This window comes from Streptomyces sp. NPDC004134 (assembly GCF_042874195.1).
Lineage (GTDB): Bacteria > Actinomycetota > Actinomycetes > Streptomycetales > Streptomycetaceae > Streptomyces.
Genome location: NZ_JBIAMS010000009.1, coordinates 195,113 through 211,289 on the forward strand (window position 1 = coordinate 195,113; position 16,177 = coordinate 211,289).

Here is a 16,177-nt window from a genome sequence, read left to right on the forward strand (position 1 = left end):
CACGCGGCGCGGTGGCGGGTGCGTACGGGAGGCTCAGCACGGCACCGACCCCCTCGCCCGCGCCTCTTCCTCCGCCGCGCGCAGGAAGCGGATGGAGCTGCCCGCCAGCTCCGGCCCGGCGTGCGAGTGCCGGGGCAGCTCGACGCTGATCAGGCCCTGGTAGCCGGTGGTCTGCAGGGCTTCGAGCACGGAGGGGAAGCCGATCTCGCCCTCGCCGAACGGCAGATGCTCGTGCACGCCCCGGCACATGTCCTCGATCTGGACGTGCGCGAGCCAGGGCGCGGCGGCCCGTACGCAGTCGGCGGGCAGCGCCTCCTCCAGGCACTGGCAGTGCCCGATGTCGAGGGTGAGCGCCAGCGCCGGCGGGTCGTCCAGCTCCTCGCGCAGCCGGTGGAACCCGGCGAGGTCGTACAGCAGATGGCCGGGCTCCGGCTCGATGGCCATCGGCACCCCGGCGGCGTCCGCGGCCTGGAGCACCGGGGTCAGCTCCTCGCCCAGCCGCTTCCAGGCGTCCGGCTCCGAGACCCCGTACGGGCGCGTGCCGCTGAAGCAGTGCACGGCGTTGGCGCCCAGCTCGGCGGCGACGTTCACCGCGGTGCGCAGCAGCCGGGAGCGTACGGCGCGGGCCTCCGGGTCCGGGTCGAGCAGGGTGGGGTGGTGCTTGCGGCGCGGGTCGAGGACGTAGCGGGCGCCGGTCTCGATGGTCACCGCGAGCCCGTGCCGCGCCAGCAGCCGCCGCACGGTGGCCGTGCGGGCGGGCAGGTCGGGCGCGAGCGGGTCGAGGTGCATGTGGTCGAGGGTGAGCGCGATGCCGTCGTAGCCGAGGTCGGCGAGAAGCGCGACGGCGTCGGTCAGCCGCAGGTCGGTGAGGCCGTTGGTGCCGTAGGCCAGGCGCAGCCGGCTCATGTGGGGCTCACCTTCCGCGCGAGCCGGCGTGCGACGGGCACGAGGGCCAGCAGCGCGGCGGCGCTGCCGGGCGCGCCGGCGCGGGCGGCGAGGGCGGACTGCAGCGGGATCATGGCGCGGATGCCGCCGCCGACGGCGCGCTGGGTGAGCTGCGGGCTGGGGTTGAGCGCGGCGTGCAGGTACGGGCGGACGGCGGTGGCGGCGTACGCCCCGGCGAGCAGGTCGCCGGGGGTGAGGGCCAGCCGGGGTCCGCCGGGCGGCGGGGAGCCGTCCGGCCGGCGGTGCGGATCGGGTTGCGGATACGGGTCGTTGCCGCGGCGCAGGGTGGCGGCGACGGCGGTGGTGACGGCCAGGCCGACGAGCGGGACGGCCGTCGACCCGCCCTCGACCTCGCGGCGGGAGACGACGGTGACCGCGTAGGTGTGGACGCCGAGGAGGACGGCGGCGGCGAGCGGTCCGTCCGCCCAGCCGGTGCCGTCGCCGCCCTGGAGGTGGCGCAGGGCGGACGAGGCGGCGCCGGCCGGCGGCGCGGTGGCGTACCCGCCGGCCGCGGCGGCCGGCGGTGCGGCCCTGCGGGCCGCGCGGGCCTCCGTGGCCGCGGCGCCGAGGAGCAGGTCCAGGGTGCGGGCGGCGGCCATCGCGGCCGGGCCCGCGGGGGTGTTCTTCAGCTTCAGGTCGTACGCCCACACCGCCCCCGCGAGCGCGGTGGCGAGCGCGAGCGGCCGGCGGCCCGCGGCCGCGGCCAGACCGAGGCTCGCCGCGGTCAGGGCGGCGGCGGCGGTCAGCGCGGCGCGGGGCGTGATCCGGCCGGAGGGCAGCGGGCGGTGCGGGCGCTCGACGGCGTCGAGGTCGCGGTCGGCGTAGTCGTTGAGCGCCATGCCCGCCTCGTAGAGGCAGAGGGAGGAACCGATGGCCAGCGCGGTGCCGCGGTTGGGTCGCAGCCCGGCCGCGGCGGCGCCGGCGAGGGCGTCGCCGGGGACGGTGAACAGCGCGGAGACGCGGAGCAGTTCGACCCAGGCGCGGGCCTGCGCGGCGGGCGGTGCGGGCTGCTTGCGCCCCTGGGCGCTGCGCGCCTGCGGCTCGATCGGCCCGGCGGTACGCGGCCGGCGCAGCACGGCGCCGGGGACGGCGGCGGCGAGCAGCGCCACTCCCCCGGCCACGGCGGCGACGGGCCCGCGGCCCGCCGGTGCCGCGCCGGCGTCCCGCCGTACCCGCGCGGCCACCCCCGCGGCGGCCGCGCCCAGCACGGCCCCGGAGACGGCGACGGCGGCGGCGGCGACCGGCACGGCCCGCCGGCGCCTGACCGCGGCGCCGCCGCCCAGCGCGAGCAGCCCGGCGACGCCCGCCACCGCGGCGGCCGGCGACGCCCCGCGGCCCCGCGCGGCGGCGACGGCGCCGAGGACGCCGGCCCCGGCGGCACCTGCGCCCGCGCCCAGCGCGAGCAGCCGCATGCCGCCCCGCCGCCGCACCCGCTTCGGCTGCGGCGCGCTCATCGCGCGACCCGCAGGCGCTCCGCGACCGACAGCAGCTCGCGCCACTGGTCGGCGAGCCCGGGCGGGCCCCCGTCCGGGTCCTTGAAGAAGAAGCCGAGGCCCGGCACGGGACCCGACATCCCGGCCTCGTGGGCGCGGGCGACGATCCGGACGAGGTCGAGGACCAGCGGTGCGGCGAGCGCGGAGTCGCAGCCCTGCCAGATGGTCTGGAGCACCATGCGGGTGCCGAGGAAGCCGTCGAAGACGACGTGGTCCCAGGCGGTCTTCCAGTCGCCGAGGGCCGGTACGTCGTCGATGTGCACCTCGCCGTCGACTCCGGCGCCGAGGGAGTCGACGAGCACCCGCTCCTTGCCGACGTTCTTGGCCGCCGCGGCGGCCGGGTCGCCGGCGAGGTTGGCGCCGTCGCCGCCGCCGAGGAGGTTGCTGCCGGACCAGGCCCGTACCTCCAGCGCGCGCTGGAGGAACATCGGCGCCAGCACGGAACGCAGCAGCGTCTGGCCGGTCTTGCCGTCGCGGCCCGCGTACGGCAGGCCGGAGGCGGCGGCGAGCTCGCGCAGCCGCGGGTGGTGCATGCCGGTGGAGGGGGTGAAGTTGACGTACGCGCAGCCGGCCTTGAGGGCCGCCGCGGCGTAGCAGGACGAGGCGGGCAGCGCGTCGCCCTCGGCGACCGGCTCGGTGGAGGCGACGTTGACGACGACGGCGCGGGCGAGGTTGCGGCGGCGGACGAAGTCGGTGATGTCGGCCGCGTACGAGTCGATCAGCGCCTGCTCGTCGTACGGCTCGCCGGGCTCGGGGCCGCCGTTGCGTATCTCCTCGTCGGCGGCGGCCAGTTCCGCGGCGACGGCGGCGGGCAGCCCGTGCGGGAGCACGCCGCCGGCGGCGAGTTCGTCCGCGCGCTTGGGCAGCGGGGTGCAGGCCACGTCGTGGCCGCCGAAGACCAGCCGGGCGGGCGCCGGCAGCCCGCAGTCGGCGAACGGCGCGGTCTCGGTCACCATGCCGGCCGCGGGGTGGAGTCCGGCGGCCAGCGCGGCGCAGCCGGTGATCACGGTCGTGGCGACGGAGCCGCGGGCGCCGATGAGCCAGACGCCGGTATCGGCCGTCGCCGGGTTCGCCGGTTGCGGCGCTGTGTCTTGTGGATGGACCGTCACGGCTGCTGCCTCCCACGTGTGTTCAGTTCAGATACACGGTGCGCCCGTGGGCGGGAGGCGTCGTGACCCCCCGCCCACGGCGTTCACGGGAGATCCTTCACCAGGATGTTGCGGAACGACACCCGGTCGTCCGCACCGTGGTTCTGGATCCCGATGTGTCCGTCCGCAAGACTGCGGGCGGGGTCGGTGTTCGTGAAGTCGTTGATCTTCACGTCGTTGAGCCAGATCTGCAGGTGCTCACCCTCGACGCGCAGTTCGAAGGTGTTCCACTCGCCGGGCGGGTTGAGCGCCTCGTCGCGCGCGGCGATGTCGGCGGACTGGAAGCCGTAGACGGCGCCCGTGGTCCGGTCCGGGGAGTCGGTGGCGTCGATCTGGATCTCATAGCCGTTGTTCACGGCCGACCAGGGATCGTCCGAGGGCGGGAACCCGATGAAGACGCCGGAGTTGTCGTCGCCCTCCATGCGCCAGTCGAGCTTGAGGGAATACGAGCCGAACTGCCTGGCCTCGTACCACAGCATGCCCATGCCGCCCTCCGAGGTCAGGGTGCCGTCCTCCAGGCGGAACGAGCCCGGCCCGGCCTGCTTCCAGCCCTCGGTGGAAGTGCCGTCGAAGATCGGAGTGTAGTCGCTCTCGGCAGAACTGCAGTCCGATTCGACGGCCCCGGCGGCGTACTGGATGCCGCCGAGCAGATGGGTGCGGAACTCGGGCTCCGCGTACGACTCCTTGGTGTGGCCGAGGCCGGTGTAGAAGGAGCGGCCGCTCTCGTAGGTCTGGCACCAGGAGATGGGGTGGTCGCCGCCCATGTTGCCGCCGCTGTACGAGCCCTCGTCGAGGGTCGCCAGGACGCGGGCCTGCTCGCGCGGGTTGGTGCGGTAGTTGTACCACTCGTCGGTACGCACCCACTGGTCGCCCAGGTGCGCGGTGGCGGGGTGGTCGTGGTCCTCGACCTCGACCGTCGCCTGCTGGATCTGCGGGTGCGAGTCGAAGTACGCGCCGACGAGGCCGCCGTAGAACGGCCAGTCGTACTCGGTGTCGGCGGCGGCGTGCACGCCGACGTAGCCGCCGCCCCCGCGCACGTAGTTCTCGAAGGCCCGCTGCTGCTTGGCGTCGAGCACGTCGCCGGTGGTGGAGAGGAAGACGACGGCGTCGTACTGCTGGAGGGTGCCGGGCGTGAAGACGGCGGCGTTCTCGGTGGTGTCGACGGTGAAGCCGTTGTCGGCGCCGAGCTGCTGGATGGTCGCGATGCCGTCGGGGATGGAGTCGTGGCGGAAACCGGCGGTCTTGGAGAAGACGAGCACGTGCTCGCCCTCCTTCTTCTTCGCCGGCTTCTCGGCGACGGCGGAGGTGTTCATGGCCAGCGTGGTGAGCACGACCGCCGCCGTCGCGAGGGCGAGGCGTCCGGGAGCTTTCATGGTGCGCTCCTTGAGGGTCTCGTCGGGTGGGACGCCCCGCCGGCCGGAGCCGGCGGGGCGGTGGGGGAGCTATCCGGTGGTGAGGGTGAAGTCGTCGACGTCGTACAGCGCGTCCGTACCGCTGCCGGCGAAGACGAGGTAGAGCTTCGTGGTGCCGTCCGGGGCGCCCGACAGGTTCGCCGTGACGTCCTGGAACGTGTCCCAGCCGCCGGTGACCGGCACCTCGGTGGAGCCGAGGAGCGTCCCGTCGGGGGCGCCCGCGCGCACCTCCAGGGTGCCGCCCGCGCCGGCGGAGGAGATCCGCGCGGTCAACCCGGTGACATCGGACAGGACCCAGGGCTCGAAGGCGATCCAGTCGCCGGCGTGGATGTCGCCGACCGTCTTGCCGCCGTTGGCCGCCGGCTTGCTCTGCGGTGCCACGCCCTGGGCGCTGTCGTAGTGCTCGGCCTGGCGGTGCTTGGGCTGCAGCTTGGCCTGGTCGGTCCCGGTCAGGGCGCCCTGGCCGCCGCCTCCGCCGTCGGTGTACGTGGCGGTGAGGCCGCCGTAGAGGTTGGCGTTGGGGTCGTGCTCGCCGTCCGCGGCGGTCTTCAGGGTGCCGCTGCAGCCGTTGGCGCTGGTCATCTCGTGGCCGTGGGAGTCGTGGCCGAGGATGTAGGCGACCCGGACCCTGGCGCAGTCGACGGTCTCGTCCTCCGGGTCGGCGACGGTGACCTCGAAGGGCACGTCGTCGCCGAAGGAGAAGGACTGGCCGTCCTGAGGCAGGTCCAGGGTCACGGTGGGCGCGGTGTTGCCGACGGTGATCTGCACGTTGGCGCTGCCGGTGAGGCCGTCGGGGTCGGTGGCGGTGAGGGTGACGTTGTACGTGCCGTTCCCGGCGTACGTGTGCGCGGGGTCGGCCTGGTCGGAGGTGGCGCCGTCGCCGAAGTCCCAGGAGTACGTCAGCTCGGTGCTGTCCGGGTCGGTGGTGCCCGCGGAGGAGAACTGCACGGCCAGGGGTGCCTGTCCGGAGGTCTTGTCGGCGCTCGCCTCGGCGACCGGCGAGGCGCCGCCGGTCATGTTCTCGATGCGGTAGAGGGCGGAGTTCTCGTCGCCGCCGAAGTAGCCGGTGCCGTAGTCGAGGACGTAGAGGGCGCCGTCGGGGCCGAAGTCCATGTCCATGACCTGGGTGCCGGACCAGGGGAAGTCGTTGATGGCGGAGACGGTGCCGTCGTCGCCCTGCTCGATCCGCTTGATCCACTTGCGGCCGAACTCGCCGGCGAAGAAGTCGCCTTCGTACTCGGCGGGGAAGGCCACGGCGGAGCCGTCCGCGACCTCGTCCCGGCGGTAGACCGGGCCGCCCATCGGGGACTCGGAGCCGTTGCCGAACTCGGGGACGGAGTTGCCGTCGTAGGGGATCCACGCCGCCTGGGCGGGCGGCAGTTCGGTCAGTCCGGTGTTGTGCGGCGAGTTGTTGACGGGCGCGCCGCAGTCGAAGGCCGCGCCGGAGGCGCCGGAGCCGAAGTCGTAGTCCTTGTACGCGTCGTTGTCGCCGGTGCAGTACGGCCAGCCGAAGTTGCCCGCCTTGGTGATGCGGGCGAACTCGACCTGCCCCGCGGGCCCGCGGGCGTCGCTCGCGGTGCCGGCGTCGGGGCCGTAGTCGCCGACGTAGACGGTGCCGGTGGGTTTGTCGACGCTGAGCCGGAACGGATTGCGGAAGCCCATGGCGTAGATCTCGGGCCTGGTCTTCTCGGTGCCGGGCGCGAAGAGGTTGCCGTCCGGGATGGTGTACGAGCCGTCCGCCTCGACCTTGATCCGCAGCACCTTGCCGCGCAGGTCGTTGGTGTTGCCGGCGGAGCGCTGGGCGTCGAACGCGGGGTTGCGCGTGGCGCGTTCGTCGATGGGCGTGTAGCCGTCGGAGGCGAACGGGTTGGTGTCGTCGCCGGTGGACAGGTACAGGTTGCCCTGCGCGTCGAAGTCGATGTCGCCGCCGACGTGGCAGCACACGCCGCGGGAGGCGGGCACGTCCAGGACCGCCTTCTCGCTGCCGGTGTCGAGGGTGCCGTCGTCCTTCAGGACGAAGCGGGAGAGCCGGTTGACGCCGTCGAACGGCGCGAAGTCGGCGGCACTGCCGTCGGCGGGGGCGTCGCCCGCTGGGGTGTCCAGGGGCGGGGCGTAGTAGAGGTAGACGAACCGGTTCTGCGCGAACCCCGGGTCGACCCCGACGCCTTGCAGGCCCTCCTCGTCGTGGTTGTACACGGCGAGCTTGCCGGCGACCTTGGTCGTACCGGCGGCGTCCGTGAGCCGTACCGTGCCGTCGCGCGAGGTGTGCAGCACGGACCGGTCGGGCAGCACCGCCATGGTCATCGGCTCGCCCATCTCGGGCTCGCCCTTGGCCAGCGTCACCTGCTGGAACTCCGCCGCGGCCGGGGCCTCGTGGTCCTCGCCCGGGTGCGCGGCACCGTTGGCGGACGTGCTCAGCACGAGGGCCGGCACGGCCAGCAGGGCCGCCACCGTCCTCGTGAGCGTTCTCCGGATCTTTCTGGTGTGCACCTGATCTCTCCTGCCGAGAGTGGGGGGTTTATGTCAGGGACATCACAGGAACGTAACCGTCTTTTGCGGGATAGAGAAGCCCTTTGACAGGACTTCAGTTATCTTCATCCTTGATAAGGACAAAGTGCCCCCCGGGCATGCCGGAGCGGCCCGGCGGCAGGTGCCGCCGCCGGGCTGCGCTCCGCGCCGCCGCGGCGGTCAGTCGCCCCCGAAAGCGGCGTCGAACGACGCCTGCGGAGGCTCGAAGTCGAGCGCCTTGAGCGCCCGCAGCGCCTCCGGCGCACCCTGCAGCCGGTCCATGCCGGCGTCCTCCCACTCCACCGAGATGGGCCCCGCGTAGTCGATCGAGCGGAGCATCCGGAAGACGTCCTCCCACGGCACGTCGCCGTGGCCCGCCGAGACGAAGTCCCAGCCGCGGCGCGGGTCGCCCCAGGGCAGGTGCGAGCCGAGCCGGCCGTTGCGGCCGTCGAGCCGCTTGCGGGCCTCCTTGCAGTCCACGTGGTAGATGCGGTCCTTGAAGTCCCACAGGAACCCGACCGGGTCGAGGTCCTGCCAGACGAAGTGGCTGGGGTCGAAGTTCAGCCCGAAGGCGGGCCGGTTCCCGACCGCCTCCATCGCCCGGTGCGTCGTCCAGTAGTCGTACGCGATCTCGGACGGGTGCACCTCGTGCGCGAAGCGCACGCCCTCGGCGTCGAACACGTCCAGGATCGGGTTCCAGCGGTCGGCGAAGTCCTGGTAGCCGCGCTCGATCATGTGCGGCGGGACCGGCGGGAACATCGCCACCAGATGCCAGATCGACGAGCCGGTGAAGCCCACGACGGTGTCGACGCCGAAGGCCGCCGCCGCCCGCGCGGTGTCGGCGATCTCGGCGGCGGCCCGCTGCCGGACGCCCTCGGGCTCGCCGTCGCCCCAGATCCGGGCCGGGAGGATGGCCTGGTGGCGCTCGTCGATGGGGTGGTCGCAGACCGCCTGGCCCACCAGGTGGTTGGAGATCGCCCAGCACTTCAGGCCGTACTTCTCCAGCAACTGATGGCGGCCGTCGAGGTAACCGGGCTCGTTCAGGGCCTTGTCCACCTCGAAGTGGTCGCCCCAGCAGGCGAGTTCGAGGCCGTCGTAGCCGAAGTCGCGGGCCAGCCGGCAGACCTCCTCCAAGGGGAGGTCCGCCCACTGGCCGGTGAACAGGGTGAAGGACCGGGGCATCGTGTGCTGCCTCTTTCTCCGGAGTGCCTCCGGGGGTGGTCGGCTGATCCGGTGGGGTCAGGTGGCTTGGCCGGCTTGCGCCACGGGCGTGAAGACGGCGTTCTTCTCCGCGCTCTCCTCCACGGCCGCCAGCACCCGCTGGACCTGCAGCCCGTCCGCGAAGGACGGCGCGGGCTGGGCGCCGGTGGCGATGGCGTGGACGAGGTCGCGGGCCTGGTGCACGAAGGTGTGCTCGTACCCGAGGCCGTGGCCCGGCGGCCACCACGCCTCCAGGTACGGGTGCTCCGGCTCGGTGACCAGGACCCGCCGGAAGCCGGCGGTCTCGGCCGGCTCCGCGTGGTCGTGCAACTGCAGCTCGTTCAGCCGCTCCAGGTCGAAGGAGAGCGAGCCGTGCTCGCCGTTCAGCTCCACCGACAGGGCGTTCTTGCGGCCTGCGGCCATCCGGCTGACCTCGAAGGACGCCAGCGCGCCCGAGGCCATCCGGCCGGTGAACAGGGCGGCGTCGTCCACCGTGACCGGACCGCGCTCGCCGCCGCCCGCCGCCGCGCCGGAGAGCCCCGCCGCCGCGGACGGCAGCGGTCGCTCCTTCACGAACGTCTCGGTCTGTGCCGAGACCCCCACCAGCGGCTCGCCGGTGAGGAACTGCGCCAGGTCGACGATGTGCGCGCCGAGGTCGCCGAGCGCCCCGGAGCCCGCCTTCTCCCGCTGCATCCGCCAGGCGAGCGGAAACTCCGGGTCGACGAGCCAGTCCTGCAAGTACGTCACACGCACGTGCCGCAGCGCACCCAGCCGGCCGCGGGCGATCAGCTCGCGCGCGTACGCCAGGGCAGGCACCCGGCGGTAGTTGAAGCCGACCATGGCCAACTGCCCGCGCTCCCGCGCCCGCGCCGCGGCGTCGGCCATCGCCTCGGCCTCGGCGACGGTGTTGGCGAGCGGCTTCTCGCACAGCACGTGCTTGCCCGCCTCCAGCGCGGCGATGGCGATCTCCGCGTGGCTGTCGCCCGGCGTGCAGACGTCGACGAGCTGCACGTCGTCCCGGGTGATGAGCCGGCGCCAGTCGGTCTCCGTGGCGGCCCAGCCCATCTTGCGGGCCGCCGTGGCCACCTTGTCCTCGTCGCGGCCGCAGATCGCGGCCATGACGGGAGTCAGCGGAAGGTCGAAGACCCGGGCGGCGGTCCGCCAGCCCTGCGAATGGGCCGCCCCCATGAACGCGTAGCCGACCATGCCGACGCCGAGCGCGGGTGCGGTCGTGTCGTGGGACATAGAACTCCTTGTCAGTAGGCTGCTTCCGGCGCGCCGCAGCGGTCGTTCCGGGATCTCCGGGCGTGCGGCTCCTGGCGCTGGATTCCCGTCAGTTGAACCCGGTCGGCAGGTACTGGTCGATGTTGTCCTTGCTCACGACGGCGGAGTACAGCGTGATCGACGCCGGGATCTCGAACTCGGCCATGCCCGAGACGCCCTTCTGCTGGCCGAGGGCGCGCGCGAGGTCGATCGCGGAGGCGGCCATCGTCGGCGGGTAGAGGACGGTGGCCTTGATCACCGAGTCGTCGGCCTTGATGGAGTCCATCACGGCCTTGGAACCGGCGCCGCCGACCATGATGAACTCGTCGCGGCCCGACTGGTCGATGGCGCGCTTGACGCCGACGCCCTGGTCGTCGTCGTGGTTCCACATGGCGTCGAACTCCGGCACGGCCTGGAGCAGGTCGGACATCTTGCGCTGGCCCGACTCGACGGTGAACTCGGCGGCCTGCCGGGCCACCTTCTCGATGTTGGGGTAGTTCTTCAGCGCGTCGTCGAAGCCCTTCGTGCGCTGCTGGGTCAGCTCCAGGTTGTCGAGCCCGGCCAGCTCGACGACCTTCGCGTTCTCCTTGCCCTTGAGCTGCTCGCCGATGAACCGGCCGGCGTTCAGGCCCATGCCGTAGTTGTCGCCGCCGATCCAGCAGCGGTACGCCTGCGGGCTGTTGAAGATCCGGTCCAGGTTGACGACGGGGATGCCGGCCCGCATGGCCTTCAGCCCCGCCTGCGTCATCGCCTTGCCGTCGGCCGGCAGGATGACCAGGACGTCGACCTTCTTGTTGATCAGGGAGTCGACCTGGCCTATCTGGGTGGCCGTGTCGTTCGAGCCCTCGGTGATGTCGAGGGTGACGTCCTCGTACTTCTCCGCGCGCGAGCGCGCGTTGTCGTTGATGGCGTTGAGCCAGCCGTGGTCGGCCTCCGGGCCGGCGAAGCCGATGGTGACCGGCTTGCCGGGCTTGTCCTCGGAGACGTTGGCCTGCTGCTGCTCGGAGCCGCCGTCGTCGTCACTGTCGTCATTGCTGGTGCAACTGGTGAGGAAGGCAGCAGCCGAGACTCCGGCGGCGCCGAAGAGCATGTTTCTACGGCTGAAAGGCGATTCTGGCATGTGGGTACGACCCTTCATTGCGTCGAGGATTTACGCGAAGTGTGGTGCTGGATAAGGACGGCGGCGACGATGATCGCGCCCTTGGCGATCTTCTGTACGTCGCTTTGCACGTTGTTGAGCGCGAAGAGGTTGGTAATGGTGGTGAAGACGACCACGCCCAGCACGGAGCCGATGATGGTGCCCCGGCCGCCGCTGAGCAGGGTGCCGCCGATGATCGCGGCCGCGATGGCGTCCAGTTCGTACAGGTTGCCGTTCGTGTTCTGGCCGGAGCCCGCGAGCACGATGAGCATGAACGCCGCGATGCCGCAGCAGAGCCCGGACAGGGCGTACAGCAGCAGGCGCTGCCGCTTGATGTCGATGCCGGCGAGCCTGGCGGCCTCGGGGTTGCCGCCGACCGCCACGGTGCGGCGGCCGAACGTGGTGCGGTTGAGCAGCACCCAGCCCAGGGCGGAGACGCCGAGGAAGATGAGCACCAGGTACGGGATGCCGAGGATGCGGGCGTCCGCGTTGCCGAGGTCCAGCACCGCCTGTACCTCGACGATCTGCGTCTGGCCGTCGCTCATCTGCTCGGCGAAGCCGCGCGCGGAGGCGAGCATGGCCAGCGTGGCGATGAACGGCACGAGGCTGCCGTACGCGATGAGCACGCCGTTGACCAGGCCGCAGCCTATGCCCACGGCTACGGCGCAGAAGAGCATGCCCGTCAGGCCGTAGTCCTGCGTCGCCTGCGTCGTCGCCCAGACCGAGGCGAGGGCGACGATGGCGCCGACCGACAGGTCGATGCCGCCGCCGATGATGACCAGCGTCACGCCGATGGTCACCACGCCGATCGCCGACGACTGGGTGAGGATCAGCCGGAAGTTGTCGACGTCCAGGAACTGGTCCGGCTTGGTGAGGGCGCCGACCACGACCAGCAGGCCGAGCACGCCGACCAGCGCCAGGAGTCTGAAGTCCAGATGACTGTGCCAGGCGGCGGCGTTGCCGTTCCCCCTCGGCTTCTCCGGCGCCGGGGCGGAGAGCGAGTCCGATTTGCTCAACACTTACGAGGTCCCTTCCATGACGAGGTCGAGCACCCGGTGCTCGTCGAGTTCCCGGGCCGGGGCGGTGTGCACGACCTGGCCCTCGCGCAGCACGAGGACCCGGTCGGCGAGGCCGAGGACCTCGGGGAGTTCGCTGGAGACGAGCAGGACCGCGACGCCTTCGTCGGCGAGCCTGCGGATGAGCGCGTACAACTCGGCGCGGGCGCCGACGTCCACGCCGCGGGTGGGCTCGTCCAGCAGCAGCACCCGGCAGTCGCGCAGCAGCCAGCGCGCGAGCACGGCCTTCTGCTGGTTGCCGCCGGAGAGCGTGCGGACGGGGGCGTCGGGGTTGTCGGGGCGCAGCGACAGGTCGCGTACGGCCTGCCGCGCCGCGGACCGCTCCCCCGACCGGTCGAGCCAGCCGCCGGTGGAGAAGCGGGTGAGCGAGGAGATGGAGACGTTGCGGCTGACGGACTCCGTCATCAGCAGCGCCTGCGACTTGCGTTCCTCGGGAGCCAGCCCGATGCCCGCCTTGACGGCGGCGGTGACGCTCCCGGGGCGCAGCGGGCGGCCGTCGACGAGCACCCGGCCGGCGGTCGGCTTGCGGGCGCCGAAGACGGTCTCCAGGATCTCCGAGCGGCCGGAGCCGACCAGGCCCGCGAGCCCGACGATCTCGCCGGGGGCGAGCCGGAGGTCCACCGGCGCGAACTCGCCCTGCCTGGCGAGTCCTTCGAGGGTGAGGACGGGATCCTTGCCCGCGCCCGGTGCCTCCGGCCGCTCGGGGAAGACGTGCGCGACGTTGCGGCCGGTCATCAGGGTGACGATCTCGTTGGTCGACGTGCTCTGCGCGGGCAGCCCGCGGGCGACGGCGCGGCCGTCCTTGAGCACGGTGACGCGGTCGCCTATCCGGCGGATCTCCTCCAGCCGGTGGGAGATGTAGATGACGGCGACGCCCTGCGCGGTGAGGTCGGCGACGATCCGGAAGAGGTTGTCGACCTCGTCGGGGTCGAGCGCGGCGGACGGCTCGTCCATGACGATGAGCTTCACGTCGTGGGAGAGCGCCCGCGCCATGGAGACGACCTGCTGGCCGGCGGCGGAGAGGTCGCCGACGATGGTGGCCGCGGAGATCTCCGGGTGGCCGAGCCTGGCCAGCAGGTCCTGGGCTGTGCTCAGCGCCTCGCGGGCCTTGATGAACCCGCCGGAGGAGCGCTCGTGGCCGAGGAAGACGTTCTCCGCCACCGACAGGTGCATCACCAGGTCGAGTTCCTGGTAGATGGTGGCGATGCCCAGCCGCATGGCGGCGACGGGCGACTTCAGCGCGGTCTCGCCGCCCTGCCAGACGATGGTGCCCTCGTCGGGCTGGTGGGCGCCGGCCAGGACCTTGATGAGGGTGGACTTGCCGGCGCCGTTCTGGCCGAGCAGGCAGTGCACCTCGCCGGCCACGACGTCGAGGTCGACGCCGTCGAGCGCGCGGACGCCGGGGAAGGACTTGGTGATCCCCGTCATGGTGAGCAGGGGTGTGGCGGGGGTGGGCGGCGTATCTGACGTAGGCGCCATGTACGGATCTCCTCGGCGGTGCTCCGACTGCGGCTGCGCAGGGGCAGTTTGGGCAGGGCGGAGCGCAAACGGGCGGGTTCACCGGGCGGTGCGGGTGATGCGGTGCGGGTGGTCGGAGGGCAGCGGCGTGGTGCGGGGGCCTCAGCGGGTGGTGCCGCGGTCGGCCGAGGGTGCTGCGGGAGTTGCACGGTGCGGGTGCTGCGGGTGGTGCAGGTGGTGCTGCTGGTGCCTGTGGTGCAGGGGTGGTGCGTGGGTCGTACGGGGTGGTGCGGGCCTTACGGGTGGTACGCGGTCGTCCGCGCCCGGCGTCAGGCGGGCGAGAACAGGTGGTCGCTGGTGAGCCGGGCGGCGCCGATCACGCCCGCGGTGGGGCCCAGCTCGCCGAGCACGATGGGCAGATTGCCGGTCGCCAGGGGCAGCGACTGGCGGTAGACCTGGGTGCGGATGGCGGCGAGGAGCGTGTGACCGAGGCCGGTGACGCCGCCGCCGATGACCACGAGCCCGGGGTTGAAGAAGCTGACCAGTCCTGCGATGACCTGGCCGGTACGGGTGCCGCCCTCGCGGATGAGGTCCAGCGCGACCGCGTCGCCCGCGGTCGCCGCCACGGCGACGTCCTTGGCCTCCAGCTCGCCGGTCTCCTCCAGCCGGGCGGCCAACTGCGCGGAACGGCCCTCGCGGGCGGCGTTCTCGGCGTCCCGGGCGAGGGCGGAACCGCCGAAGTACGCCTCCAGGCAGCCGCGGTTACCGCAGGCGCACGGGCGCCCGTCCACCTCCACCTGGATGTGGCCGATGTCGCCGGCGCTGCCGTTCGTCCCGCGGTAGACCTCGCCGCCGACGAGGATGCCGCAGCCGATGCCGGTGCCGATCTTGACGTAGAGGAAGTCCCGTACGGCCCGGGCGACACCGGCGTGCTGCTCGCCCTGGGCCATGATGTTCACGTCGTTGTCGACCATGACCGGGCAGCCCAGCTCCTGGCTGAGCGCCTCGCGGACCGGGAAGCCGTCCCAGCCGGGCATGATCGGCGGCGCGACCGGCACACCCTCGGGGAAGCGGACGGGACCCGGGACGCCGATACCGGCGCCGTCGAAGCCCTCCGCCACCCCGGAGGCGCGGAGCTTGGCCGCCATCGCCAGCGCCTGCTCGAAGACCGCGACCGGGCCCTCGCGCACGTCCATGGGCTGGGTCAGATGACCGAGCACCTCCAGCTCCGCGTTGGTGACCGCCACGTCGATGGAGGTGGCGCCGATGTCGACGCCGAGGAAGCGCAGCGAGGGCGCCAGGCGGATGTTGTGCGACCTGCGTCCGCCCCGGGAGGCGGCGAGGCCGTCGGCGACCACGAGCCCGGTCTGCAGCAGCCGGTCGATCTCGACCGCCAGCTTGGACCTGGACAGCTCCACCTGGTCGCCGAGCTGCGCCCGGGAGTTCGGCCCGCCGTCACGCAGCAGGCGGAGCAGTCGCGCCTGGTGCGCGTTCGCGGGCCGAGCTGTCATGCGCCTCACGCCACTCCTCCCCGGCCTCGCGTACGTCGTTCTCGTACGCCGTTGTCGGCATTCCAGGGGGAACGTAGCAGTGCTTCGCCACTGAGGGAAGAAGTTCTGCAGGAATCGGTATCTACTTTCTCCACCGCCAGGACAAAGATGGGGTTCCCCTCGGCCGCGTACGCTGACCGGATGGGTCGGGTGACGGTGCGGCGTCCGGTGGTGCGGGTGCGCGGGGGGCGGGTGGACCGGCGGGCGGACACGCTGGTGGCGGAGGAGCCGCTGGAGATCCGGCTGGCGGGCCGGGCGCTGGCGATCACGATGCGGACGCCGGGTGACGACTTCGCACTGGCGGCGGGGTTCCTGGTCAGCGAGGGGGTGGTGGCCGAGGGCGGTGAGCTGGCGGGCATCACGTACTGCGCGGGGGCGGTGGACGGCGCGGAGGGCGGGAACACGTACAACATCGTGGACGTGCGGCTGGCCGCGGGAGTGCCGGTCCCGGACGTCTCGCTGGAGCGGAACGTCTATACGACGTCGTCGTGCGGCCTGTGCGGGAAGGCGAGCCTGGACGCGGTCCGTACGACGACGCGCTGGCCCCTGGCCGACGGCGGCATGCGGCTGACGCCGGAGACCCTGGCCGTGCTGCCCGACCGGCTGCGGGCCGGGCAGCGGGTCTTCGACCGCACCGGGGGCCTGCACGCCGCCGCGCTGTTCACCCCGGACGGGGAACTGATCGACCTGCGCGAGGACGTGGGCCGCCACAACGCCGTCGACAAGCTGATCGGCCGCGCCCTGCAACAGGACCGCCTCCCGCTCGCCGGCACCGTGCTGATGGTCTCCGGCCGCGCCTCCTTCGAGCTGGCCCAGAAGGCCGCGATGGCCGGCATCCCCGTCCTGGCCGCCGTCTCCGCACCCTCCTCCCTCGCCGTCGACCTCGCCGCCGAGACCGGCATGACCCTCGTCGGGTTCCTCCGCGGCGACACCATGAACGTGTACGCAGGCGAACACCGCATCGCACTCTGACGCCGGGGCGAGTA

12 protein-coding genes are annotated in these 16,177 nt (G+C 72.7%); 1 reads left to right on the top strand and 11 read right to left on the bottom strand.

Going from position 1 to position 16,177, the window contains the following annotated elements; all coding sequences use genetic code 11:
* Window positions 1–33 precede the first annotated feature (33 nt).
* The 11 genes from ACFYVJ_RS14795 to ACFYVJ_RS14845 form a co-directional block, all read right to left on the bottom strand.
* Window positions 34–906, bottom strand: coding sequence for a sugar phosphate isomerase/epimerase family protein (locus ACFYVJ_RS14795; protein WP_388890817.1), 873 nt, complete (start codon window positions 904–906; stop codon window positions 34–36).
* On the bottom strand, window positions 903–2,399 hold the full coding sequence (locus ACFYVJ_RS14800; RefSeq protein WP_388890820.1) for a UbiA family prenyltransferase: 1,497 nt from the start codon (window positions 2,397–2,399) through the stop codon (window positions 903–905). Before ACFYVJ_RS14800 ends, ACFYVJ_RS14795 begins: the two co-directional genes overlap by 4 nt.
* Entirely contained in the window at window positions 2,396–3,547 is a 1,152-nt protein-coding gene (locus tag ACFYVJ_RS14805) for an inositol-3-phosphate synthase (RefSeq protein ID WP_388890823.1), read from the bottom strand. Before ACFYVJ_RS14805 ends, ACFYVJ_RS14800 begins: the two co-directional genes overlap by 4 nt.
* Before the next feature lie 83 nt (window positions 3,548–3,630).
* A complete protein-coding gene (locus ACFYVJ_RS14810) occupies window positions 3,631–4,959 on the bottom strand; it encodes a ThuA domain-containing protein (protein ID WP_388890826.1) in 1,329 nt (442 codons plus the stop codon).
* 69 nt (window positions 4,960–5,028) lie between these two features.
* Entirely contained in the window at window positions 5,029–7,488 is a 2,460-nt protein-coding gene (locus ACFYVJ_RS14815; RefSeq protein WP_388890829.1) for a PQQ-dependent sugar dehydrogenase, read from the bottom strand.
* Between the two features lie 198 nt (window positions 7,489–7,686).
* Window positions 7,687–8,688: a sugar phosphate isomerase/epimerase family protein gene (locus tag ACFYVJ_RS14820; RefSeq protein WP_388890832.1), complete on the bottom strand. Its 1,002-nt coding sequence runs from the start codon at window positions 8,686–8,688 to the stop codon at window positions 7,687–7,689.
* A 57-nt stretch (window positions 8,689–8,745) separates the two neighbouring features.
* The gene (locus ACFYVJ_RS14825; protein ID WP_388890835.1) at window positions 8,746–9,951 is read right to left on the bottom strand and encodes a Gfo/Idh/MocA family protein; all 1,206 of its coding nucleotides are present in this window, start codon (window positions 9,949–9,951) and stop codon (window positions 8,746–8,748) included.
* A gap of 88 nt (window positions 9,952–10,039) precedes the next feature.
* Window positions 10,040–11,059: a substrate-binding domain-containing protein gene (locus tag ACFYVJ_RS14830; RefSeq protein ID WP_101420655.1), complete on the bottom strand. Its 1,020-nt coding sequence runs from the start codon at window positions 11,057–11,059 to the stop codon at window positions 10,040–10,042.
* 44 nt (window positions 11,060–11,103) lie between these two features.
* Window positions 11,104–12,126, bottom strand: a complete 1,023-nt coding sequence (locus ACFYVJ_RS14835) for an ABC transporter permease (protein ID WP_388890838.1) — start codon at window positions 12,124–12,126, stop codon at window positions 11,104–11,106.
* The gene (locus ACFYVJ_RS14840) at window positions 12,127–13,662 is read right to left on the bottom strand and encodes a sugar ABC transporter ATP-binding protein (protein WP_388890840.1); all 1,536 of its coding nucleotides are present in this window, start codon (window positions 13,660–13,662) and stop codon (window positions 12,127–12,129) included.
* A gap of 308 nt (window positions 13,663–13,970) precedes the next feature.
* A complete protein-coding gene (locus tag ACFYVJ_RS14845) occupies window positions 13,971–15,152 on the bottom strand; it encodes an ROK family transcriptional regulator (protein WP_018840402.1) in 1,182 nt (393 codons plus the stop codon).
* 180 nt (window positions 15,153–15,332) lie between these two features.
* Between ACFYVJ_RS14845 and fdhD the strand changes: the two genes are divergently transcribed.
* On the top strand, window positions 15,333–16,163 hold the full coding sequence (fdhD, locus tag ACFYVJ_RS14850) for a formate dehydrogenase accessory sulfurtransferase FdhD (protein WP_388890842.1): 831 nt from the start codon (window positions 15,333–15,335) through the stop codon (window positions 16,161–16,163).
* The last annotated feature ends 14 nt before the right edge of the window (window positions 16,164–16,177 follow it).